This window comes from Sinimarinibacterium flocculans (genome assembly GCF_003201205.1).
GTDB classification, from domain to species: domain Bacteria; phylum Pseudomonadota; class Gammaproteobacteria; order Nevskiales; family Nevskiaceae; genus Solimonas; species Solimonas flocculans.
Map to the genome: position 1 here is coordinate 1 of NZ_QICN01000005.1, position 22,084 is coordinate 22,084.

24 protein-coding genes are annotated in these 22,084 nt (G+C 62.3%); 20 read left to right on the forward strand and 4 right to left on the reverse strand.

Features of this window, described 5'->3' with window-relative positions; all coding sequences use genetic code 11:
* Positions 1 to 110: 110 nt before the first annotated feature.
* The 3 genes from C8D93_RS20380 to C8D93_RS10360 are packed head-to-tail and all read left to right on the forward strand — an operon-like array spanning position 111 to position 2,035.
* A complete protein-coding gene (locus C8D93_RS20380) occupies positions 111 to 347 on the forward strand; it encodes a hypothetical protein (RefSeq protein WP_146216564.1) in 237 nt (78 codons plus the stop codon).
* Between the two features lie 17 nt (positions 348 to 364).
* Positions 365 to 925 carry a DUF2857 domain-containing protein gene (locus tag C8D93_RS10355; protein WP_110265129.1) on the forward strand — a complete coding sequence of 187 codons (561 nt, stop codon included), beginning with the start codon at positions 365 to 367 and terminating at the stop codon, positions 923 to 925.
* Positions 926 to 928: 3 nt separating this feature from the next.
* Positions 929 to 2,035 carry an STY4528 family pathogenicity island replication protein gene (locus tag C8D93_RS10360; RefSeq protein WP_110265130.1) on the forward strand — a complete coding sequence of 369 codons (1,107 nt, stop codon included), beginning with the start codon at positions 929 to 931 and terminating at the stop codon, positions 2,033 to 2,035.
* 213 nt (positions 2,036 to 2,248) lie between these two features.
* On the opposite strand, the gene C8D93_RS10365 is transcribed toward C8D93_RS10360, so the two are convergent.
* Complete coding sequence (locus C8D93_RS10365) at positions 2,249 to 3,841, reverse strand: phospholipase D-like domain-containing protein (protein ID WP_245903889.1); 1,593 nt, start codon at positions 3,839 to 3,841, stop codon at positions 2,249 to 2,251.
* A gap of 461 nt (positions 3,842 to 4,302) precedes the next feature.
* Here C8D93_RS10365 and C8D93_RS10370 point away from each other — a divergent pair, with 461 nt between their 5' ends.
* The 9 genes from C8D93_RS10370 to C8D93_RS10410 all read left to right on the forward strand — a co-directional run bounded on the left by C8D93_RS10370 (position 4,303) and on the right by C8D93_RS10410 (position 12,165).
* Positions 4,303 to 5,076 (forward strand): PFL_4669 family integrating conjugative element protein, encoded by a 774-nt coding sequence (locus tag C8D93_RS10370; RefSeq protein ID WP_110265132.1) that lies wholly within the window; start codon positions 4,303 to 4,305, stop codon positions 5,074 to 5,076.
* The gene (locus C8D93_RS10375) at positions 5,073 to 5,606 is read left to right on the forward strand and encodes a DUF3158 family protein (protein WP_110265133.1); all 534 of its coding nucleotides are present in this window, start codon (positions 5,073 to 5,075) and stop codon (positions 5,604 to 5,606) included. The genes C8D93_RS10370 and C8D93_RS10375 overlap by 4 nt, the downstream gene beginning before the upstream one ends.
* Positions 5,603 to 6,007 carry a single-stranded DNA-binding protein gene (locus C8D93_RS10380; protein WP_110265134.1) on the forward strand — a complete coding sequence of 135 codons (405 nt, stop codon included), beginning with the start codon at positions 5,603 to 5,605 and terminating at the stop codon, positions 6,005 to 6,007. The genes C8D93_RS10375 and C8D93_RS10380 overlap by 4 nt, the downstream gene beginning before the upstream one ends.
* 261 nt (positions 6,008 to 6,268) lie before the next feature.
* Positions 6,269 to 8,281 carry a DNA topoisomerase III gene (locus C8D93_RS10385; protein WP_110265135.1) on the forward strand — a complete coding sequence of 671 codons (2,013 nt, stop codon included), beginning with the start codon at positions 6,269 to 6,271 and terminating at the stop codon, positions 8,279 to 8,281.
* An 897-nt stretch (positions 8,282 to 9,178) separates the two neighbouring features.
* Positions 9,179 to 9,415 (forward strand): hypothetical protein, encoded by a 237-nt coding sequence (locus tag C8D93_RS10390; RefSeq protein WP_110265136.1) that lies wholly within the window; start codon positions 9,179 to 9,181, stop codon positions 9,413 to 9,415.
* A gap of 20 nt (positions 9,416 to 9,435) precedes the next feature.
* Positions 9,436 to 9,828, forward strand: coding sequence for a hypothetical protein (locus tag C8D93_RS10395; protein WP_110265137.1), 393 nt, complete (start codon positions 9,436 to 9,438; stop codon positions 9,826 to 9,828).
* Positions 9,829 to 9,959: 131 nt separating this feature from the next.
* On the forward strand, positions 9,960 to 10,679 hold the full coding sequence (locus C8D93_RS10400; protein WP_110265138.1) for a DUF5983 family protein: 720 nt from the start codon (positions 9,960 to 9,962) through the stop codon (positions 10,677 to 10,679).
* Between the two features lie 285 nt (positions 10,680 to 10,964).
* Positions 10,965 to 11,762 carry a GTPase gene (locus C8D93_RS10405; protein WP_110265139.1) on the forward strand — a complete coding sequence of 266 codons (798 nt, stop codon included), beginning with the start codon at positions 10,965 to 10,967 and terminating at the stop codon, positions 11,760 to 11,762.
* 37 nt (positions 11,763 to 11,799) lie between these two features.
* The gene (locus tag C8D93_RS10410; protein WP_110265140.1) at positions 11,800 to 12,165 is read left to right on the forward strand and encodes a DUF3085 domain-containing protein; all 366 of its coding nucleotides are present in this window, start codon (positions 11,800 to 11,802) and stop codon (positions 12,163 to 12,165) included.
* Between the two features lie 290 nt (positions 12,166 to 12,455).
* On the opposite strand, the gene C8D93_RS10415 is transcribed toward C8D93_RS10410, so the two are convergent.
* Positions 12,456 to 12,737 (reverse strand): HU family DNA-binding protein, encoded by a 282-nt coding sequence (locus tag C8D93_RS10415; RefSeq protein ID WP_245903881.1) that lies wholly within the window; start codon positions 12,735 to 12,737, stop codon positions 12,456 to 12,458.
* A gap of 466 nt (positions 12,738 to 13,203) precedes the next feature.
* Here C8D93_RS10415 and C8D93_RS10420 point away from each other — a divergent pair, with 466 nt between their 5' ends.
* The 8 genes from C8D93_RS10420 to C8D93_RS10455 all read left to right on the forward strand — a co-directional run bounded on the left by C8D93_RS10420 (position 13,204) and on the right by C8D93_RS10455 (position 20,591).
* The gene (locus C8D93_RS10420) at positions 13,204 to 14,115 is read left to right on the forward strand and encodes a DUF3577 domain-containing protein (protein WP_110265142.1); all 912 of its coding nucleotides are present in this window, start codon (positions 13,204 to 13,206) and stop codon (positions 14,113 to 14,115) included.
* Positions 14,116 to 14,320: 205 nt separating this feature from the next.
* Positions 14,321 to 15,148 (forward strand): DUF932 domain-containing protein, encoded by an 828-nt coding sequence (locus C8D93_RS10425; protein ID WP_110265143.1) that lies wholly within the window; start codon positions 14,321 to 14,323, stop codon positions 15,146 to 15,148.
* A gap of 310 nt (positions 15,149 to 15,458) precedes the next feature.
* Positions 15,459 to 15,872 carry a PFGI-1 class ICE element type IV pilus protein PilL2 gene (pilL2, locus tag C8D93_RS10430; protein WP_366515929.1) on the forward strand — a complete coding sequence of 138 codons (414 nt, stop codon included), beginning with the start codon at positions 15,459 to 15,461 and terminating at the stop codon, positions 15,870 to 15,872.
* A gap of 35 nt (positions 15,873 to 15,907) precedes the next feature.
* Positions 15,908 to 16,600: a TIGR03759 family integrating conjugative element protein gene (locus C8D93_RS10435; RefSeq protein WP_245903890.1), complete on the forward strand. Its 693-nt coding sequence runs from the start codon at positions 15,908 to 15,910 to the stop codon at positions 16,598 to 16,600.
* Complete coding sequence (locus C8D93_RS10440) at positions 16,585 to 17,169, forward strand: transglycosylase SLT domain-containing protein (protein WP_110265146.1); 585 nt, start codon at positions 16,585 to 16,587, stop codon at positions 17,167 to 17,169. Before C8D93_RS10435 ends, C8D93_RS10440 begins: the two co-directional genes overlap by 16 nt.
* Positions 17,166 to 17,687, forward strand: coding sequence for an integrating conjugative element protein (locus tag C8D93_RS10445; protein ID WP_380731753.1), 522 nt, complete (start codon positions 17,166 to 17,168; stop codon positions 17,685 to 17,687). Before C8D93_RS10440 ends, C8D93_RS10445 begins: the two co-directional genes overlap by 4 nt.
* Before the next feature lie 10 nt (positions 17,688 to 17,697).
* Positions 17,698 to 19,845 (forward strand): type IV conjugative transfer system coupling protein TraD, encoded by a 2,148-nt coding sequence (traD, locus tag C8D93_RS10450; RefSeq protein WP_110265148.1) that lies wholly within the window; start codon positions 17,698 to 17,700, stop codon positions 19,843 to 19,845.
* The gene (locus C8D93_RS10455) at positions 19,842 to 20,591 is read left to right on the forward strand and encodes a TIGR03747 family integrating conjugative element membrane protein (protein WP_110265149.1); all 750 of its coding nucleotides are present in this window, start codon (positions 19,842 to 19,844) and stop codon (positions 20,589 to 20,591) included. The genes traD and C8D93_RS10455 overlap by 4 nt, the downstream gene beginning before the upstream one ends.
* Positions 20,592 to 20,836: 245 nt before the next feature.
* Here C8D93_RS10455 and C8D93_RS10460 read toward each other — a convergent pair whose 3' ends face one another.
* Together C8D93_RS10460 and C8D93_RS10465 are read right to left on the reverse strand one after the other, a co-directional pair.
* Complete coding sequence (locus C8D93_RS10460; RefSeq protein ID WP_110265150.1) at positions 20,837 to 21,700, reverse strand: ImmA/IrrE family metallo-endopeptidase; 864 nt, start codon at positions 21,698 to 21,700, stop codon at positions 20,837 to 20,839.
* The gene (locus C8D93_RS10465) at positions 21,697 to 22,023 is read right to left on the reverse strand and encodes a helix-turn-helix domain-containing protein (protein WP_110265151.1); all 327 of its coding nucleotides are present in this window, start codon (positions 22,021 to 22,023) and stop codon (positions 21,697 to 21,699) included. Before C8D93_RS10465 ends, C8D93_RS10460 begins: the two co-directional genes overlap by 4 nt.
* Between the last annotated feature and the right edge of the window lie 61 nt (positions 22,024 to 22,084).

Below are 22,084 nucleotides of genomic sequence, written 5' to 3' on the forward strand. Positions count from 1 at the left end.
GCCTTCTCATCTGCTCTTCCTTGGGCGCCACAGGCGCCGTCTGATTAGAGCAGAACATCACTTATCCGACTGTCCGACTTCGCGGGTCCACTTCTAGCCACGCAATACTGGTGCTGCTGGAAGCGCTGAGTGTCTACGCCCAAACCGACTCGCTGCGTCCAAACGGACAGAACGACCTCAGCCTGAACAACAAGCTTGGAACATTGCTTCGAGGCACGGCCCAACCAGGCTCGAATGCCATGCCCCGCCTGAGCGACAACGGCTTGGTCAAACTCTTTCGCTTGCTGCGGCTCACGCGGCGGCTTCTGGATCTGGAAGCCGGTCTAGACAACCTGCCAGGCCGCTGAACCGCCAGGAGGCGATCATGTCGGCACCCCATCCTCTGAACCAAGCTGTCGTCGCCCAGGCACTGCACGACTTGCGCAACGGCCAACTGCGCCGCTGCTTGGCGATGGGATTCGGGGAGAAGGAACTGGACGTGCTGAAGCAGCCGGCCGTAGTTGCGGTACTCGCCAACGCCCGTGTGCCCTGGTGCTCCGTCAAGGTTAACCGGGAGATGCTGTGGCGTCTGGTCAGCCAGATCCACGACATCGAGCGGGAAATCACGACGATCGATCGTATGTTGCGGCTTGGCGCCAGCACCGAGATGGTCAGCAAATTTTATGGCCTGACGCATCAGGAGGTCGCTCTGAGACGCGACATCCTCGGACTCCCCAAGCGCAAGGGCCGGCACCCGGTGCTGAGCGAAGAGCAAGAGACCGGCCTGTGGCACGCCTGGAAGGCCGCGGTCGCAGAGCGCGGCATCGCACCGGATGATGAAGCGGCGACGTTGACGCTCACGATGGACTTGGCCGAATCTCATTCATTGCCTGTGTCCGTCATCTGGGCTGCCATACGGAGTTGGATCGACCAAGGACTGGCGTAGACCATGGCGACGCTCCGCTTCGGTTCGGAAGAACCCGTCGCCCTGTCAACCGTCCTGGACAATGCACTGCGCCATCTGGAATCTTCTCGTCGCCGCAGCGACAGCACGAGCGCATCCGCCGACGGTTTTCTGTTTAGCGGCAATCGCCATGAGAGCGTGCCTCGCGCGCTGTTTCTCGACCGGCGCTTGACGCCATTGGAGCGCAACGCCTGGCAGGTATGCCGCCTCCAACTCAACGACGACGGGCTCACCGCTTTTCCGACTTATGAGCAGCTGCGCCCCTGGCTGACGTCGATGCCCTGCGCGCCTCAGGCTTCTCACGAAACCGTGGCACGGGCTCTGACGATCCTGCGCCTGACGCGCTGGCTCAGTCTCGTGCGGCGCCGACGCGATGCCAAGACCGGACGCATCCAGGGCAACCTCTACGTGCTGCACGATGAGCCATTGAGCCCTTACGAAGCCATGCAGCTCGATCCCGACTACCTCGGCCTCGTGAGCCAAGCACTCACCCATGCCAGCAAGGCGGTCCAGCGCGTGGGCAGGCATGCCTTGCAGGAACTGGCTGACGATCCGCTGCTCGCAGGCCGCGTGCTGCCGACACGGATTCAACTGCTGGCACAACGCATAGCCGTTGACCCGCAGGACACTTATACACAGGACATGCACATTCACGATTCCGAAGAAGGGTCCGGCAACCTTCTTCGGAATGCAGCTCCACCGTCTTCGGAGTCCGAAGCAGGCACGAAACCCCGCAAAACCGACGTTCTTCGGAATCCGAAGCGGGACCGTACTGTACTGAGTAATCGTATAAAAGCAGTACGTACAGTACCGCGCGCACACGCGATCCAGGACCTGAATCTACCCTCACGCTTCTTGAGCCTGCAGGACGAGCAACGAGCCGGCGCGCTGGTCGCCCTGCGACAGGTGGAAGCCGGTCAACAACAGGCCGTACTCGACGAGTGGGCTGCCCGCTGCAACGGCAACGCCGTGCGCAATCCGGCCGGGTATTTGTTCGGCCTCATTCAACGGGCGATTCGCGGGGAGTTCAAGGCATGGGCCAGCGAAAGCGCCAGCAGCAACACGCCTCCGTCCAAAACCTGCGACACCTGAATTGGCTCGATCGCAGATCACGATGGACGTCCATGGCGCTATCCCCTGGGGATAGAAGGAACAAAATGCCTTCCGAGCAGCCTGAAACTGACCTGCGCTCAATTAGCTTTGTTGACTGGCACCCTTCCGACGCGCACCGCTGCTAACGACTCGCCTTCACGGCCAACGAATCCCTAACAAGTTGTTGAGTTTCCTTCATCGTCGGTCGCAAGGCTATTCACTGGGCGCGAAGAACTTCCGGCGAGCGGATTGTGCAGTGTGTCCGAAGCATGGCCGCCACCACTCATCCACCCTCAACGGCTTTGGAGGGTCGTCAGCATCACGCCACTGGAGCGATTCACGGAACGCATGATGACTGAAGAGCCGCATGAACTCGCCGAGATAGATATCGGCAACCCTCGTGTTGCCACGCGTGATGATCATGTTCTCATCGTTGTTCCGAACAGAAGCCTCGCTGAAGTTGGCGGAGCCCGCAATAACGATCGGATCATCGGAAAGAGGATCTATCAGCATGAACTTGTTGTGAACGTACCTGACATTCGAGTTGAGCCCGGATAACTTCTCCATGACCCATCCGTCAATCTTGTTCGTCTGGATCAGGCCACCGATCGCGAACACGTTCTCGGGCATGTTGCGAAGCAATTGAATTCGCCTCTCTTCCGCGGTCCGCTCCGGACCTTCCTTCATCGGCCGCGTTTTCTTCTCCATTAGGGCGAAGCGCAGAGATGCTGTGCTTTTTTCATATACTTCCTTGAATTGATCATTCATTCCAAACGCGAAGGTCATGAACAATCCTTCCTGAGCACTCCTTGCCATATCTGCATACCACTGCAATGCATCAAGATTCCTTCGCGGGCTGAACAAAACCGTCGTTCCAACCGGTGGCTTTCCATCGGGAAGCGGGGAAATACCCTCGACCGCTACCCTCGCCTCAGCAGTCGCAGGATCTTGTGCGAGCAGGTTCCAGTAGTCCAGAAACTTGCTAGCCACGACAGGGTCTTCGACCACATGGGCAACATTCGAATGTCCGTAGATACCACCTTCGGAAAAGTTAGTGCCTCCTGTCCATACTGACTGCGGCAAACCATCTTCCAGCTTGACGATGAACTTGTTGTGGGAGATGTAGGACTTCGGCGTCGCGCGTTCGACACAGAGGGCGCCTATGCCCGCGACATTCGTGGCTTGCTGGTTGCGGGTCCGCGGCTCATCCTTCCGTGCATCGAACACGACCTGCACGTCGACGCCTCGTTGATGTGTGTCCCGAACCAGATTCAGAAATCGCTCGTAGTTAAACTCGTATGCCGCGATGCGCAGCGCATGTCGCCCTGCGATGCAGGAATGGAAAAACTCCTCAAGCGCTTCATTTAGTCCACGTGACAGCCATTCGAACGCCCTGCGATGCGGTACCTGCTCGGGACGGCGATTACCGAACCGGCGTACATACTCCTGAGATGCTGCCACGCCGCGATTGAAGTAGACGTCATGATCACCGGAAGCAGGGCTTTCCGTATGAATCTCGATAGTAGTCGTTGCGAACACTACTAGATCCTGGGGCGAGCCCTTCAATGCACTGACGGTGTAGCTGTAACTGTGTCCGGGCTTGGCAGAGTAGTCCGCCCATTGGAAGCTTTGAATCGGGTGCTCTCGAGTCGAGTACAGCGACCCAGGAGGAAAGCCAGGGTCAGTCTCTGCAAAGGCCTTCATGCCAGACAGGTAGTAAGCCTCATTCTCGGTGTGGTCGACACGATGGATCGAGAATCCAAGCAGGTTGTCGCAGGCCGCTTCCGGCAAGTCGAATCCCATCATCACCACGTAGGTTCCTGCGACAGCATGAACCCGCAACCCATCGTTGACTGAGCTTGTTCGCATGATGTCCTTCCCCGGCTTTCGGGAAACATCTTCCCACAAGCATATGGCAGCTACACGACTTGTAGCATCTACGAGTTTTGGCCTTCAATGAAACCGACCTGCCGCGCCTGAGGTCGCGCACAGCTATCAGTAGCTTGGGAAACGCACAGAAAACCCGCACGGCTCGTGGATACGCGGATGGGCGTCTGCGCAACTACTCCGTCAAAAGCCGGTGAGACCTGAATTGGCTCGATTGCGGATCACCATGGACTTCCCTGGCCTTATCCCCTGGGGATAGGTGTAACAGGCAGCCTTCCTCGCCTTTCGAAACTGGCGTCCGCTCGATGCGCTTTGTTGACTGACAGTCCTCCGGCGCACATTGACGCTGGCGACTCGCTCATTCCTCACGAGTCACCTTCATGGCCAACGAGCCTCTGCAGTTGAACCTCGGATCGCTGCGCAGCGCGATGTCATTGACGCTGCACACGCACCACGCCTCGCGTATCTGGCACGGCCGCGCCCCCGCCGAGGGGCGTCCGGGCATCATCGGGCTCAACGGCTTCATCAGCGCCATGAACAAGATGAAGCGCGGCGCCGAGCAGGATGATCCGTACTCCGACTGGTGGATGCTGCGCATCGAGGAGAAGATCGCCGATACCAAGACATGCATGCAGACGCTGCGTGAGCAAGTCGACCAGGCACTTGCCGATGTACCGCCTGCATTGAGCCTCGGGGAAAACCTCAACGTACAGCCGGTCAAGCTGCCGCTGTTCGTCAATGCACAGCTGGGCTTCATGGCGGTCTATCTGCTGGCCGACTACGACGACCTGGCTCGCCGTTTGATCCTGGCGCACCACACGGCGCTGATCGATCGCAGCACATTGGAGCGCTGGCTCAACGACGGTGCCCATGCACTCCGCAGTCTGTTTGCACTAGCGCAGCAGTACCGCTATTCCGGGGCGACTCGCGATGACTTCGCTGCGAACAATGCCGTAGCGCGGGCGGCGCTGGAGAAGTTCGGCGCGCTTCCAAAGGACGTGCTCGAAGGCACACGCCGATCGCGCTTCGCACCACCCATCGCGCGTCGCGCCAACCGGCCAGATACAACGACTGCGCTGGCCACTGACGCGCCCGAGCCGGCGGCGACGGACGACGCGGCCGATGCGGCGCCGGATGAGGACGCCACGGCATGACGACGTCGTCACACCCGGCGCGCTTCCAACCACTGGAACAAGCGGACTTCCAGCGACTGGAACACGCAGCCTACCTAAAAGGCCTTTTAAAGCCCTTTAAAGGTAAGGGGGATCTGGAGACCTGGGCCAGCCAGTGTCACGCGCTGCGCGACGATCTGATTGCACTGGCGCAGCGGCGCGTGCTGCCGCAGGTGCACAGCTACCCCTTCAGCCGGCTCGACGTGCAACTGGCCCAGCAGACCACTGGTGCAGGCACGACCTTCCTGCGCTGGCGCAACCTCGACCGCTCCTGCATGGGCGTCGCGCTATGGGAAACGCTGCTTGCCAATCCCGCGACGCCGGCATCGCTGATCGACGACCTGTATGCGATGGAGCTGCAGCGCATCGCGCTGAACATGCAGATCAGCCTCACGCACAGCATCGCCCGCCAAGCCCTGGAATGCACCAGCAGGATGTCCCAGGCCGAAGCGGTCTACCTGCGGCGTGTCCACGGACACACCGCTTCCACCACCCCCAAGGAGTCACCATGAGCACGCACTTTGTTGGCGAAGGCAACATCGGCTCTGCGCCGGAATACAGAGAATTCCCCAACGGCAACGACGAACCGCGCCGGCTGCTGCGCCTGAACGTGTATTTCGACAACCCCGTTCCGACCAAAGACGGAGAGTTCGAGGATCGCGGCGGCTACTGGGCGCCGGTCGAGCTGTGGCATCGCGACGCCGAACACTGGCAGACGCTGTACCAGAAGGGCATGCGCGTCCTCGTTGTCGGCCGCACGGAACGCGATCCGTGGACAGACAGTGAGGGGAATCCGCGCGAAACCTGGCAGATCAACGCTCGCAGCGTCGGCATCCTGCCGTATCGCATCGAATCCGTAACGCTCAGCCCGAAACCTTCCAACGCCGGTTCGCAACCACCGGACGAGCAGTAGGTGCCGCACAAGGGCGACTGCGGTTGCTTGCAGTCGCCCTCGCTGCGCCAGAGCTATCCCCTGGGGATAGCGCCAGCGACGTCCACCGCGTTCCACTCGCCTGTCGGTGACGACGCTCCCGCGCGGCATGCCGCCGGCCATTCATGATCTGCCCCGACAAACCGGCCCCCCGCCCTTCCGCCTTCCTTGCGGTTCGCCGCCCCTCAGATGGACATGCTGAGGTACATCCGATGAGCCGAACATTCACGAGGAGACGGCCTGATGCGCTTGTATCTGTGCGAGAAGCCTTCGCAGGGCAAGGACATCGCGAAGGTACTTGGCGCCAAGCAGCGCGGCGATGGTTGCTACAACGGGGCCGGCGTCGTCGTGACCTGGTGCATCGGTCATCTGGTCGAAGCGGTTCCGCCCGAGGGCTACGGCGAACAGTACAAGCACTGGTCCATCGAGCAGCTTCCCATTATTCCCGAGCACTGGCGTGTCGAGGTCAAGGCCAAGACCGTCACGCAATTCAAGATCGTCAAGCAGTTCGTCGGTCAAGCCAGCGCGTTGGTGATTGCTACAGACGCCGACCGCGAGGGCGAAATGATCGCCCGCGAGATCGTCGAACTGTGCAACTACCGCGGCCCGATCCAGCGACTGTGGCTGTCGGCGCTCAACGACGCGTCGATCCGCAAGGCCCTGGGCGCATTGAAGCCATCGGGCGAGACGCTGCCGCTATACCACTCAGCATTGGCCCGCTCGCGCGCAGACTGGCTGATCGGCATGAACCTGAGCCGGTTGTTCACCGTACTCGGGCGTCGAGCCGGTTACTCCGGTGTGCTTTCGGTGGGCCGGGTACAGACACCGACGCTGAAGCTGGTCGTGGATCGCGATCGTGAGATCGCACGCTTCGTTTCGGTGCCGTATTGGGCCATTGAGGTCACGCTATCGGCGAGCGGCCAGTCTTTCGTCTCAAGCTGGCTTCCGCCGCAAGGCTGCACCGACGACGCCGGCCGTTGTGTACAGCAGCTGGTGGCGCAGCAGGCCGCTGAGCGCATGCGTGCCGCAGGCATGGCGCAGGTGGTCTCGGTCGAGACCGAGCGCGTGCGCGAGGGGCCGCCGCTACCGTTTGATCTCGGGACTTTGCAGGAAGTGTGTTCGCGCCAGTTGGGCCTCGACGTGCAGGAGACGCTGGACATCGCGCAGTCCCTCTACGAGACGCACAAGGCGACAACCTATCCCCGCTCGGACTCTGGCTACCTGCCCGAAAGCATGCTGGTCGAAGTGCCCGCGGTGCTCTATGCCGTGCTCACCACTGATCCCAGCCTGCGCCCGCTGATCGATCGGCTCGACCGCACCCAGCGTTCGCGTGCATGGAACGACAGCAAGGTGACGGCTCACCACGGCATCATTCCCACGCTGGAACCCACCAAGCTCTCCGCCATGAACGAGAAGGAGCTGGCCGTCTATCGACTGATCCGGGCGCACTACCTCGCGCAGTTCCTGCCGCCTCACGAATTCGAGCGCACTACCGCGCGGTTAGCGTGCGGCGGCCAGGCACTGCAAGCCATCGGCAAGCAGGTCATCGTTGCCGGCTGGCGGCAGGTGCTGGCCACGCCGGAAGCAGACGACGCGGACGGAGAATCGCAGCTCGGTCAGGTCTTGCCCCCCTTACACGAGGGCCTGCCGTGCCAGGTCGATCTGGTCGATCTGAAGGCGTTGAAGACGCTGCCTCCGAAGCCCTACACCCAGGGTGAACTCGTGAAAGCGATGAAGGGTGTCGCCAAGCTGGTCACCGACCCACGCCTGAAGCAGAAACTCAAGGACACCACCGGTATCGGCACCGAGGCCACGCGCGCCAGCATCATCAACGGCCTGCTCGGCCGTGGGTATCTGCTGAAGAAGGGGCGCGCCATTCGTGCGTCCGATGCCGCCTTCACGCTCATTGACGCGGTGCCGGCGGCGATCGCTGATCCGGGTACGACGGCGATCTGGGAACAGGCGCTGGACATGATCGAGGCTGGCCAGATGACGCTGGACACTTTCATCGCCAAGCAATCCAACTGGGTGGCGCAGCTCGTGCAGCAGTACCGTGGCGCGACACTCTCGATCAAACTGCCGCCATCGCCCGCCTGCCCTCAGTGTGGCTCGCCGATGCGTCAGCGCCCGGGCAAGAACGGGGCGTTCTGGTCATGCAGCCGCTATCCCGACTGCAAGGGCACGCAGCCCATCGAATCCTTGGCCGGCAAGCACGGCGCACCGCGCAAGCGTCGCGCTGCATCCAAGGCGTCCTGATACCCACGCATCCCTCCAGTCGCTCGCCGGCGATGAGGTCAACGTCCCGTATGCCGTGCGGGACCCTCCAGCACGCGTTCCCTTCGATGACGGTGTGCGCGTCCCCGGCCAGTCCGGTCGTGGGGCGAGAAGGCTCTTTACTTCATGAATCGCGCCCAACGCCATTCCATTGATCGGCGACATTTCCGTCCATCGCGAGGGGTCTCCTGAAGGCTTGCCGCCGTGCGAGTCGTCAGGAGACCCTTCGGGTCGACGGTACTCGTTTCCGGTGCCCGCCGGCGAAACAACGGGCTCCCTTTGTGCGCGGATGTGTGCCAGCGAATGCCGACCTCAGCCACGACACGGGTCGGGTGCGTGCGGACGCAGCGAACGGCTTTGACGACGGCCTGAACCTGCATCAGCCCACGGGTGGTTGCGTCATCTGCAGCCGAAGGTGCAAGCCTTCGGCGCCTTTCTCCTGACGTTCCGAAACACACGACTTCTCCAGCCGTGCCCCCCATGAACAGGAGACTTCCAGATGCGCCCCCAACCCTCCGCCCCGACTACGTTGCAGTACGGCAGTGTGTGATCGGGAATTCCATGGCCGTCCCGTGTGTCGCGTGGCCGGGTCGGAGACTGCAACAGGCTCTTGCTTGAAACGGGTGGCGATCCACTTCCCATTCTCGCAGGACACCATCGGCTTTCGCGATGACGCTCGCCACACGCACCGCTGATTCGTCAGCGCCCTGCCCAGGCAGCCACGGTCCTCAAAGCTGCGACGCGCACTTCGTGCGTTGACCGATTCCATCCGTCACATCGTTTCCACGGACGCTCTCCGCCAACGATGCCTGTTTCTCAACCACCCGAGGGTACCCATCCCCGACGGATGCGTGCCCCCGAATCACTCAGGAGCAACGCATGTCCGACTCTTCCGCATCTTCATCCTTGACTCCGGTACGCAACGGCGTACTCGCGCTGGCCTACACAGGCAAATGCCTGCCCCTGCAGGTACTGAGCAGCGCAGCCGGCTACTACATCGGCACCTACGACGATGCAGGTCCCGTCACGCGGGAGTCTGTCCAGTACTTCCCCACCCATCAGGCCGCGCAACAGGCTCTCTCCACCGGAGCCTGGACGCAGCGCGACCACCTGTAGTTTCTGAAAGGAGGCTCATCATGAATTCGTCATTGCCCCAAGAAACCGTCGACAAGATCGCGCAGGAGCGGTCTCACTTCGCAACCGCTCCGTCGGCATTCTTCCAGGCGTGGAAGCACGGTGTCGCCATCGCCGGCCCTCGCCTGTTCGGTGACGGTACGCGCGAGAGCTGGGAGCGATCAAACGACAAGTGGGATCTTTGCCCCAATACGTCGCTGATCAAGCGCTCGATTGGCGCCATGAGCTCCGGCGAGAAAGTGTTCCTGGCTGCGATGGTCAGCTTCTACAACTCCCGCGATGGCGGTGCGTTGCTCAAGCGCGCCGGCGTCGAAGGGCTGGCCGATCTGGGCGGCCTGGATCTGGGGCGCCGTCAGGTCATCGCGGCACTGATCCTCCACTACAACGGCTGGTGAACCCTTCGCGGCACTTTGCGTCACCTGTCTTTGCGCTCATGCCGCCAACGGGTGTTTCGCTTTCATCCACCCAACGGGGTCCGGTCCCCGGCAGGGGATTGGACCCTCCTTTTCCCTGCTGGAGGCATCCCATGTCACAGATCGACAATCCCTTTCACCGCGGCTATCAGAACCCGCGCATTGTCCGAACCCTGCTCATCACCTACGAAGACGACTGCGCGCCGGTCTGGCGGCCGTTGCATACCAGCCAGGCACATCTCTCCGATGACGACGTCGCGCAATTTCCCTGCCTGATCGGCAAGGATTTCGCCCTCATCACCGAAGGTCAGGAAGTGCCCGAAGACCTGGAAGCCCGGTGCCAGACCGAAGGCATCGTTCGCACGGTGGTCTACGCCGTTGCCGCGGACGACTTCGACGGTCGTCAAATGCATGTGGGCGACACCTACTCCGAAGAAGCTGCCCGCGAGGTGGTGCGGCGCCTGAAATTCGAGACCGGCTTTTACAGCCGGTGCTGGGAAATCAGTTCCGCACACATCACCGAGGAGGCCGGCCGCTATCTGGCCGAGCTGGCCGACACCGTCGTACCGAGCCGATTCTTGTTTCACCCGTTCCGCATTCCATACAGCCCCGCAATCGGCGTGAAGCTGATTGCGACACCCTGGACTGACGAGAACCTGCAGATGATCGAAGGCACTACCGCGGAGGCTCTGAAGGAAACGCATCGCAAGAAGGGCATGCCCGAATGTCTCGTCGAGGTGCTGCACCTGGCTGCGCTGGCCGACGTGCGCATGCTGGTGTTCGATGCCGATGCGCCGATACTGGCAGGACTGAAGCTGCACGACGACGAGTAGCACTCCGTTGAGCCCCCATGCGGGGCTCTTCCTGTTTGAGGAACGCGGTGAAGGCACGTTGCCGATTCCCGGACGACGGCCACCGATGCTTGACCCACGCTGGCAGCATGTTCGCTGGCGCTGCCGGCAGCATGCCCAGGCAGTCGAGGCCTTCAAGACTGCGGTGTGGTTCGCCGCACTGGTTGGTTCTTTCTCCGGGCGCACACCGCGTCCACTCACCTCACCCACAAGGGACAGACCTCCCTTGCGGGCGGGAGTCCCTTGATTTCCACAAGGAGTTCTCCCATGGATACCCAAGCCATCCGCACACAGATGCCGACGCTGGTTCTCGGTCATCTGCCTTCCAACGTACGCAAGTTCAAGTTCAACATCTTCGACGGCCAGCCTATGTTCTCGGTGCTGGGCTTGCACGCCGATCCCAAACCCTTCGAGGGCAAGGTCATCGCCAGGACCGACGAGGCCATCGTCGCCAAGACGGGACGGGCCGAATTCGCGGTACTCGACCGGACGCTCGTGACCGAGGTGCCCGACAACGGCACCAAGGTGCAGGTCGAGCCCTATGCCAGGCGCCGCTTCGACGGTCAGCGCGCGGACACGCCCGAGGAGCAAACCGAGTTCACCGCCGACGGCCAGCCCTACACGGTGAGGCGCTACGTACTCGGGTCCGCACCGGCGAAACTGCCGATCCCGGAACCCTCCTGCCCTGAGCTGCGGGAGCTGATCCGCCAGATGGAGCAGTTGCCCGCGCCTGACCGCTTCCGGCGCATCACCCACCTGCTGGTGGATGCCGGCGCGCAGGACTTCACCTGGGTCGACCCGCTGCCCAAGGACATCATCCGTACGCCGCCGGCCATCTGCTTCACGGTCGCCACGACGAAGTTCCAGGGCCGCGTCACCGTGCTGTACGAGCGTGGCCCCAACCTCTACTCGGTGGAGTTGCACCGCGACGGGGAATTGGTTGAGCGCGCCGACGAGGTATTCCTCGACACCCTCGGCGAAACACTGGAACGACTGATCGACGACGGGAGCTGGCGACACATCCGTGTGCAGTGCCTGTCCGGTCGTAAACCCAACCGTCACTGACCCCAGTGTCGCTTCCCGCACTACTGGAGATCACACCATGTCTGTTCGATTCAAAAGCACTGACCTGCGACCTGTGCTCACCGAAGCGGTGGCCAACCAATGCCGCGTCATTCTGGTCAAGGACCGCGGCGTGTACTTCCTAGCCGAGCGCGGCGAGCACCGACCGGATGGTCGCCAGAAGCTGATCGCCTACGCGGTCGGTTGCAACCCGGACGTTGATCCGTTCGATGACTGGTGGGCGTTGGCGAACACCGAGTTCGGAGGCGATGACTTCGGCGAGTTCCTCGACGCGCAGGAAGGCGTCTTCGCACGCATCCTGCAAAGTGAGGACGACCTCGAAGTGTCCGCTACAGCGACGCATCTGTCTCTGCGGGCCGTACCACCGGTCCCAGGAAGAAGTTGACCCCTGCTTGTTCTCAACCCTGTCCGTGGGACCCTGTCGGCCCTGCAATCTGCGGCGCCACGCCCCATCGACAATTAGCCATTTGGCTAATAGGCAGATCCGTATCAGATGTCTATCATCGCCCCGTACGATCCGACCCTCCCTGGATCGTATCTCTGACTCCGCCCCCGGCCTCCGGGGGCTTCTTCTTCTGAGGGCTGTTGGGCACTGGCCTGCCGTGCCTTGAGACTTGGCCAACAGAAAGCCGCGCCAAGAGGCGCGGCCTGTACCTCACGGCTGACCAGCAATGCTCAGAGCGAGTCCTTCGCGGCCTTTGCAGCCTTGAAGGCAATGCTCTTCGACGCCTTGATCTTGACGGTCTCACCCGTCTGCGGATTGCGCCCCTTGCGGGCCGCGCGCTTGCGCAGCGTGAAAATACCGAACCCACTGATGCTGACGCGCCGGCTCTTCTTCACGGCCTTGATGACCGCATCGTGCTCGGCTTGCAGAACGGCCTTCACCTGAGACTTGGCCAGGCCGGTCTTGGCGGCGATCTCTTCGATCAGCGCCGCTGTGCTCAATGTATCGCTCACGTATTACCTCATTGTTGATATAGGAACACGCGCTCCGGAACGGTTGCGCGAGGTCGGAATGTACCCGGTCTGCGTAACTGTGTCCTGCACGTAAGAGCGACATGGCAGCGAAAACGGTATAGCCCTTTGCCGACAGAGAGAGGCCGGCATCGTCGTGGCCACCCGAAACAAGGAACCGCGCCGGTGCCGATTCATCGTCGCACCGGAAATCCCACCTCTGCACGCTGTCCCCATGCATCGCTGACACCCGTCAGCAGCATCCCAGGTCGCCATGATCTTCAAGGCGACGGCACGGTTCCGACCGCGTTGATCACTCCAGTTCGCACCGGCATCCACGCGCGAACGGCCATCGATTCTCGATGGTGATGCCATCGCTGTTCTTTCAACCCACCGCGGGGTTACGCACCTTCCCGCTGTGGGGTCGGTGTGTCTCCGCTTCTCTTGTTCACAAGTCTGGAGATTCACCATGACCAACACTGCTTCCAACACGAAGTCCTATTTCGACATCCACACCTCCGGCATCGGCTATGTGCAGCGTGCCCGTGAGGTTCCGGTCAAGGGCGGCCGCAAGGCGCAGCCGTTCCTGGCCTGCACCATCGCAGCCCTCGTTGGGCCGGCCGAAGACGCGATCCTTCGCTACTTCGACGTCAAGGTGTCCGGGGCCGAGGCCAAGAAACTGGTCCAGGGCTACGTCGGCATCGATGACCCGAAGAAGCGTCCGCTGGTTCGCTTCCGGCTCGGCGACCTCTGGGTCGATCCGTTCATCCGGCCGAAGGGTGATCACAAGGGCGAACCTGCGGCCAGCCTGAAGGCGCGGCTGTTGAAAGCCGAACTGATGGATCGTGCCGAGCTGGCCAAGATCGAACAGTACGAGCTGATCACCCGCGGCATCGGCTATCTGAACCGTCCCAGGGAAGTCACTCCCGCCGACGGCGATCCGTTCCTCTCTTGCACCATCGGCGCACTGAGCGGACCGATCGATGATCCCGACTATCGTTACATCGAGACCATCGTCGCCGATGCCGATGCCCGGCACCTGGTGCGCCGCTGCGCGCAGGCCGTGGAGGCGGAGAAGAAGGTGCTGATTGCCTTCCGCCTCAGCGACATGAAGGCCAATCCGTACATTCGCACCAAGGGCGAAAAGGCCGGCGAGGCTGCGGCAACGCTGCAATCCAAGCTGATCCGCATCGGCATGATCAAGGTCGACGGCCAGAAGGTCTACCCGGAGAAGTCCGAAGCCCCCACTTCTCAGGACGCAACCGCGGCCGAAGAGACGGTCGGAGCCGAGGGCGACACCGGCATCCCCCAGCCCGCCGAACCCGCAGCGCGGGAACCGGAGGCCGAAGCACCTGTCCAGGCACCCGCTCTGGCGGCTTAGCTCTGATCTACAAGGCCCCGTTTCCAGGGCCTTGTTCTTTTCCATGTATCCATGCCGTCGATATCCCTGTATCTGCGGCATGCGATCGCTTCAGTTCCTCCCTCCCATCGACCCGTTTCGCGGGTCGCCCTCCCTCCCATGCAATCGGTTCGTCGGGCGTTCCAGGCTCGAGGCGCCCATTGCTGCCATATTCAAGGAGAAGTCCATGCTACTCGCATCCCGCTTCGGATCCCGATCCCCCGTGCTGCGCGCAGACCATCCGCTGTCGGATGATCAGATCCGCGCCGTGGCTCCATCCATCTTCACCGAATCCGCACATGAAAGCCGTTCGGACCGGTATAGCTACATCCCAACCGCCACCGTACTGGCGAAATTGCGCAACGAAGGCTTCGAGCCGTTCATGGTGTGCCAGACTCGCGTACGCCAGGAAGATCGGCGCGATTTCACCAAGCACATGCTCCGGCTGCGCCATGCCAGCCAGATCAACGGCAGCGAAGCCAACGAAATCATCCTGTTGAATTCGCACGACGGCACCAGCAGCTACCAGATGCTGGCCGGCATGTTCCGCTTCGTCTGCCAGAATGGGCTGGTGTGCGGTGATACGACAGCGGACGTGCGCGTTCCCCACAAGGGCGACGTTGCCGAACGAGTGATCGAAGGTGCCTACGAAGTCCTGAGCGGCTTCGAGCGGGTGCAGCAATCCCGCGACGCCATGCGTGCCATCCCACTGGATGCCGGAGAAACGGAGGTGTTTGCACGCTCCGCACTGGCGCTCAGATATGACAACCCGGCAAAACCCGCCCCCGTTACAGAGAGCCAGTTGCTGATCCCACGGCGGTTCGATGACAAGCATTCCGACCTGTGGTCGACGTTCAACCGAGTGCAGGAAAACCTGGTCAAGGGAGGTCTATCTGGCCGTGCCGCCCACGGCCGTCGGCAACGCACTCGATCTGTGCAAGGCATCGATCAAAACGTGCGCTTGAACCGAGCCCTATGGCTGCTGGCGGAAGGCATGCGCCAGTTGAAGACGTAATCCCACGTGAACCATCAACGGCCCTTCGGGGCCGTTTCTTTTTGAGCATGACATCAGCGTTGAATCCGCGAGAAAGTCGTTCGCTTCGGTTGCCCCTCGGGAAAGCGGTCGGCTGTTGTATCCCTTTATCTGCTGATTCGGATATCGCAAGCAGCGATGGTGAAGGCTCGACGTCAGACATGAGCCGCTCATGCCATCGCCATCCCGTATCCGTATCGGTCGCAATTCGGTTGCCGTCATGGCTGCACTGTGTTTTTTGGTCGGCGGTTGCGCTACCGCACCCGTAGTACCTCCCGCACCCGAGGTGCCAGTGCAGGAACCTACACCGGACGAGCACTGGATTCCGATCGTCCGCTACGGCCGCTACACCCTCGTGGAGCTGGTGCCGGAGACCGCCCAGCAAGACCTGATGCTGCAGGTCATCGACATCTCCCTGTCCAACGTCGTGCCCCAGACGGTCGGCGTGGCGCTGGATCACGTATTGCGGCGCTCGGGCTATCGCCTGTGCGACATCGATACGCAGATGAGGGTGTTCTACGAGCTTCCGCTCCCGGCGGTGCATCAGCGTCTCGGCCCCCTCTTCCTGCACGATGCGCTACTCACTCTTGCGGGACCGGCCTGGGATCTGCAGGTTGACGATGCAGAGCGACGCGTGTGCTTCGCGCGGCAGGAGGATGCCGAAAGCGCCGTCGATGACACTCCCGTCGCAGTGGACACACCGTGACGACGCCTTTCACGCACCTCGCTTCAGCGTGCGTCATCGCGGCCACCGCTGCGCTGCCCGCCATCGCGCAAACTTCCACCGTCACCGATTCGCGCATCGCCCACAGTCAGGATCGAGTCGCCGGTGATTCCGCTCTCGACGAGCGCCTTGCACAAGACTGGGGCTTGCAGGCCGAGGACTGGGCGCGATACCGGCGTTTGATGCAGGGCCCATTGGGCGTGCATTCGCCCAACCTCGATCCGCTCACCGCCCTCGGGATCGAAGCACGCACCGAAGACGAACGCCGCCGCTACGCAGAACTGCAGGTCCAGGTCGAAGCGCTTCGCGTCGAGAAGCTGTTGGCCTACCAGCGCGCCTACGACGCGGCCTGGAAGCGCCTTTTCCCCACGCTGCAGCCCGTCATGCCGGCCAGCGCTGGCGGCTTCGTCGCAGCGTCCGGCGTGCCCAGCCGGCTGGCGGTCTTCGTCAAGGACGACTGCCCGCCGTGCGAGCAGCGCGTCCGGCAACTGCAAGCGGCCGGCACGGCGTTCGATCTCTACCTGGTCGGCAGCCGCCAGAACGATGCGCAGATCCGCCAGTGGGCGGCCAAGGCCGGCATCGATCCCGCCAAGGTCCGCGCCAGAACCATCACGCTGAACCATGACAGCGGCCGCTGGCTATCGCTCGGCCTGCAGGGAGCGCTTCCGGTCACGGTGCGCGAGGTCGATGGGCAATGGCAGCACTGGTAAGCGTTCGCCGGGCTGCGGCCTCAGGCCTGCTTTGCCTCGCCGCCTGGGCGATCCCCGCACGCGCCCTGGAAATCCCGCCGCCGGCGTATCAAGTAGCTGCCCATCAAGCCGGAATTCCACCGGCGGTGCTGTTCGCCGTGGCGCAGCAGGAAAGCGGTGTCCGCCTGCGCGGAAAAACCATTCCATGGCCTTGGACCTTGAACGTGGCGGGCGAACCGCGCCGGTTCCGGACCCAGGACGCGGCTTGCGGCAACTTGCAAAGTACGCTCAGCGAAGTGGCGCCTACGCGCGTTGATGCCGGCCTTGCGCAGATCAACCTGGGCTATCAACGGCATCGCTACGACCATCCCTGCGACGTGCTCGATCCTTACCGCAATCTCGCCATGGCCGCAGAGATTCTGCGCGAACAGCACACACCGGGAGAGGACTGGCTGCTCGCCATCGGCCGTTATCACCGGCCAGCCGGTGGTACGCCGGCAGAGCGCTATCGTCGCAGCGTCCGTCAGCACCTGTCGCGCGTCCACGGCAACCCGATTGCGCTCGTCGCATCCGGGAGTCACTTCCCGTGAGATGCGCCGCCCCACTGCTCGGCCTGCTGATCCTCGCCGCCCATGCGGCCGAACAGGCCCTGATTGTCGTCGAGAACCGGGGAGGTTCTGCCGAGTTGCCGTACTACCAAGCCCTGGGCCTGCCGCCACGTGACCAGGATGCGCCAACGCCGCATATCGAACTGCCCCCTCAACAGGACCATCGTTACAGCGAGGCGGACATGCTGCCGGTGCGCTCGGCTCACCTGTCACCGGGCGACGTGGCGCGCAGGGAAATCCGGGCACCAGGGCTCACATCAGTATTCCTGGTCGGCGACGACGACCGTTCCCGTTTGTGGCTGGAACGGCGGGCGCCGAATCTGCGCGACCTTGGTGCGGTGGGGTTGGTAGTCCAGGTCGAATCGCCAGAGGCCCTGGCCTCGCTGCGAGCCGTGGCGCCCGACCTGCCCCTGGTGCCAGTCTCCGGTGACGATCTGGCCCAGCGCCTGGGACTGCGCCACTACCCGGTGCTGATCACCGCCACCGGCATCGAGCAGTGAGGCCATCGCCATGGCCCAGCCGCATGCCGTCGAAGTCCTCCTGCGGCCAGCGGTGGAGCTCTACACCGTGGCGGTCTGCGCCGGCGCCGCGCTGGTGTGCCTGGTGGCACCGTGGTCGCTTGCGCTAAGCCCGCTACTCGGGGTCGGAAGCGCACTGACGTTCCTGGTGTTCGGTGCGATCCGACTGCGTGACGCTTGGGTAATCCTGCGCTACCGCCGCAACATCCGCCGGCTGCCGCGCTACGTGATGACCAGCCGCGACGTGCCGGTCAGCCAGCACCGCCTGTTCGTCGGCCGGGGCTTTCGCTGGGAGCAGCGACACACGCACCGGCTGGTGCAGACGTACAAACCCGAATTCCGTCGCTACGCCGAGCCGACGACGTTCTACCGGATGGCCCGCCGGCTGGAGGAGCGGCTGGAGTTTGCGCCACCACCGCTGCCCAAGCTGGCGCGCGTGCTGGCCTGGGACAGCCCGCTCAATCCAGCCCGGCCGCTGCCGCCGGTAGGTGGCCTGCCTCGATTGCACGGCATCGAGCCTCACGAGATCGACGTCACGCTGCCACTGGGCGAGCGTGTCGGCCACACGCTAGTGCTCGGCACTACGCGGGTCGGCAAGACCCGCCTGGCCGAGCTGTTCATCACCCAGGACATCCGCCGCAAGGTCAACGGCGAGCACGAGGTCGTGATCGTGTTCGACCCCAAGGGCGACGCCGACCTGCTCAAGCGCATGTATGTCGAGGCTCGTCGTGCCGGGCGCGAAGGCGAGTTCTATGTTTTCCACCTCGGCTGGGCCGACATCAGCGCCCGCTACAACGCCGTGGGAAGGTTCGGCCGCATCTCGGAGGTCGCGACGCGCATCGCGAGACAGCTTTCCGGCGAAGGCAACAGTGCGGCATTTCGCGAGTTCGCCTGGCGCTTCGTCAACATCATCGCGCGCGCCCTGGTCGAGCTGGGACAGCGCCCGGACTACCTGCTGATCCAGCGGCATGTGGTCAACATCGACGCGCTGTTCATCGAGTACGCACAACACTTCTTCGCCAAGACCGAGCCCAAGGCCTGGGAAGTCATCGTCCAGCTCGAAGCGCGTCTGAACGACAAGACCATCCCGCGCCACATGGTGGGGCGCGAGAAGCGGGTGGTGGCGCTGGAGCAGTACCTGTCGCAGACACGCATCTACGACCCGGTACTTGATGGCCTGCGCAGCGCTGTGCGCTACGACCGAACGTACTTCGACAAGATCGTCGCATCGTTGCTGCCGCTGCTTGAGAAGCTCACGACCGGCAAGATCGCGCAACTGCTAGCACCGAACTACTCGGACCTGTCGGACCCGCGTCCGATCTTCGACTGGATGCAGATCGTCCGGAAGCGCGCCATCGTCTATGTCGGGCTGGACGCACTCTCCGACGCCGAGGTGGCGGCTGCGGTCGGCAATTCCATGTTCAGCGATCTGGTCTCGGTCGCCGGCCACATCTACAAGCATGGCATCGACGACGGCCTGCCGGGTGCGGATGCCAGCACCAAGGTGCCGATCAACGTCCATGCGGATGAATTCAATGAGCTGATGGGCGACGAATTCATCCCCCTCATCAACAAGGGTGGCGGTGCCGGCATGCAGGTCACCGCTTATACGCAGACCCTCTCGGACATCGAGGCACGCATCGGCAACCGCGCCAAGGCCGGCCAGGTCATTGGCAACTTCAACAACCTGTTCATGCTGCGCGTGCGGGAAACCGCCACCGCCGAGCTGCTGACGCGGCAGTTGCCGAAGGTCGAGGTCTACACCACCACCCTGGTGAGCGGCGCCACCGACAGCTCCGATATTCACGGTCCAACTGACTTCACCAGTAATGCGCAGGACCGAATCAGCACGTCGAGTGTGCCGCTGATCGAACCCGCGCACGTGGTAGGGCTGCCGAAGGGGCAGTGCTTTGCTCTCATCGAAGGCGGCAACCTGTGGAAGGTACGCATGCCGCTTCCGGCGCCCGATCCGGACGAGGTCATGCCCAAGGATCTGCAGCAACTCGCCGGTTACATGCGTCAGCACTACATTGAGGAGGGGGAATGGTGGGAGCGCGCCGGCGCGCCCTGCCTGCAAGATGACGACTCTTTGCCTGAGGACTTGGCAGAGGAAGCGCACAGCGACGAGGCGCGGTCATGAACGATCCGGCGGCAACGACCCAGCGGCAGCAGGTACGCCAGCATGGGTTGATCGCCAGCATCGTCACCCTGCCATTTCGTCTGTTCGGCGTGCTGTGCGCCTCGTTACTACTGTCGATCGTCATCGAATGCGTCGGCATGCATCTGTTCTGGCCGGACCAGGGATGGCGCCACGCCCAGGGTATGCTCGAATACGAGCTGGACCAGCTTTCCTCCCACTTCACTCGCAGCGCCGTCGTGCAGGAGCCGGGCCGCACGGCGCGCTGGCTGGTGGAGGGTGCCCACGAGTGGATCTTCGTGAAGACCGGCCTGCTGGAGTGGATGCGCGATACCTCGGCCCAAGCCAGTGCGCCCAGCCATAGCGGCGTCCGTGACTTCCGCTACTACCTCAGCCAAGCCTATGTTTGGACCGAGAGTTACCTGATCGCCACCGCCTTCATCACGCTGACCTTCTGCGTCCGGCTATTGGTCCTGGTGCTGACGCTGCCGTTGTTCCTGCTTGCGGCCTTCATCGGATTGCTCGACGGACTGGTACGACGCGACATCCGCAAATTCGGTGCCGGGCGGGAATCCGGATTCGTCTACCACCGGGCCAAAGCTGCGCTGATGCCGCTGGCCGTACTGCCGTGGGTGATCTACCTCACGCTGCCGATATCGGTGCATCCGCTGCTGATCTTGCTGCCAGCGGCCATGCTGCTCGGGCTAGTAATGAACATCGCGGCAGCGACGTTCAAGAAATATCTTTAAGACTATCGTCTGAACTTCTCCGGATGTAGTAGGAATGCGGGCCTATATGAGATTAGCGTCTCGAAATCAGCATGGCATGAGAGGCAGCAGTGTGCCGGACGCGGCCCGTCGCGATGCATTTAGGACAGGGGTCGAACTGAAACGTTTCCAGGTTAGCGAAGCCTTTCCAATAGCTTCGGTTCTTCTTTATGTGCTCTCTTTACCTTATCGTGAAGTGAACTGCGGGACTGTCGCCAACAGTGCTTCTATTCTTCTTCAGCCCTCGGCGGCCAAACATCTACGGAGCGCGGTAGATGCAGCAGACTCAGAACAACACCGTACTGCTCTGCATGAATCTTCATCTCCCGGAGCGGCGTATCAGCACTGGCATACGGAAACCAGATCGAGGCGGGGATTCGAGTGCCCAACCGATCACGCTTGATGCTAGCGTTGGCGGCGAGCGCTCCGTCAGGCACGGGGATAACGTTGCTGCGTGTCCGGAAGAAAGCACCGGCCTTGGCCGCCGGTTCACTCGACCACGCCCAGTTGATAAAGCCATCGTTGGACATCACCAGCACGGCCTTCTCATCCGTGTACTGCAACCATTTAAGGATCGCCGCTGTCAGCGACACGCCGTAGCGATCAGCGCAATGCCCGAGCAAGTCCAGATCGACGGTGGTCGTGACCTGCTTACGATAGTCGTCGAGCGGCATCAATAAGTATGACGCAAACAGGTCGGCTTGCCCTTCGATGTCCTTGTCATCCTTGGACCAGTTCAGCATGTCAGCGTCGCTGCATTGGAACGACTCTCTGATTTGCCGGTGCAGGATGTAATGCCCAAGCTCATGGGCTTGCGTGAACCGTATCCGACCAGGTGAAGACACTGCCTCGTTGTACAGCAGCAGCCATTCTTTTCTACCATCGCCCGGAAACAGCGCGCCATCGAAGCCCTTGATGTTAGCCGCCTGGACTTGGGTGATCGGATCGCCCCAGCCAAAGATGCGGGCCGCCTCCATCGCGAGCGGCGGTACCTCTACAGGAAAACGCTCCACACCGTGGGCTGCGCTGAATATCTCAGCCAGTTTCACTAACCTGTTGGCTGCACGCTGTGGAGTCCAGACCTCGGTCATTGCGAGGTTTTCTTAAAGGTGTTCAGTATCTTGCGGAGTTGCTCTTTCGCCTCAGGCTCGAGCTTCTGATAGCCGCGAAAGAAAGCCTCGTCCAGATGCCGTTCCTCTGGCGCCCGCACATCCTCTTCCAAGAAGTAAGCGGCAGCAACGCCTAGCGCGTCGGCGAGTGCCGTCAGTTTCTCTGCCGATGGTCGCTGGGATTCGCGGTTCTCAAGTTCCCAGAGGTAACTCTTGCTGAGTCCTGCAAGGTCGGCCAGTTTCTCGAGCGTCAGCCCGCGCTCCTTGCGAAGCTCGCGCAACTTCTCGCCGAGACGTGTCGCCATGATCCGTCTCCTAATCCGAAATGCGTGAGCGAAGAATACCACGACACCGAACTTTTCGTTT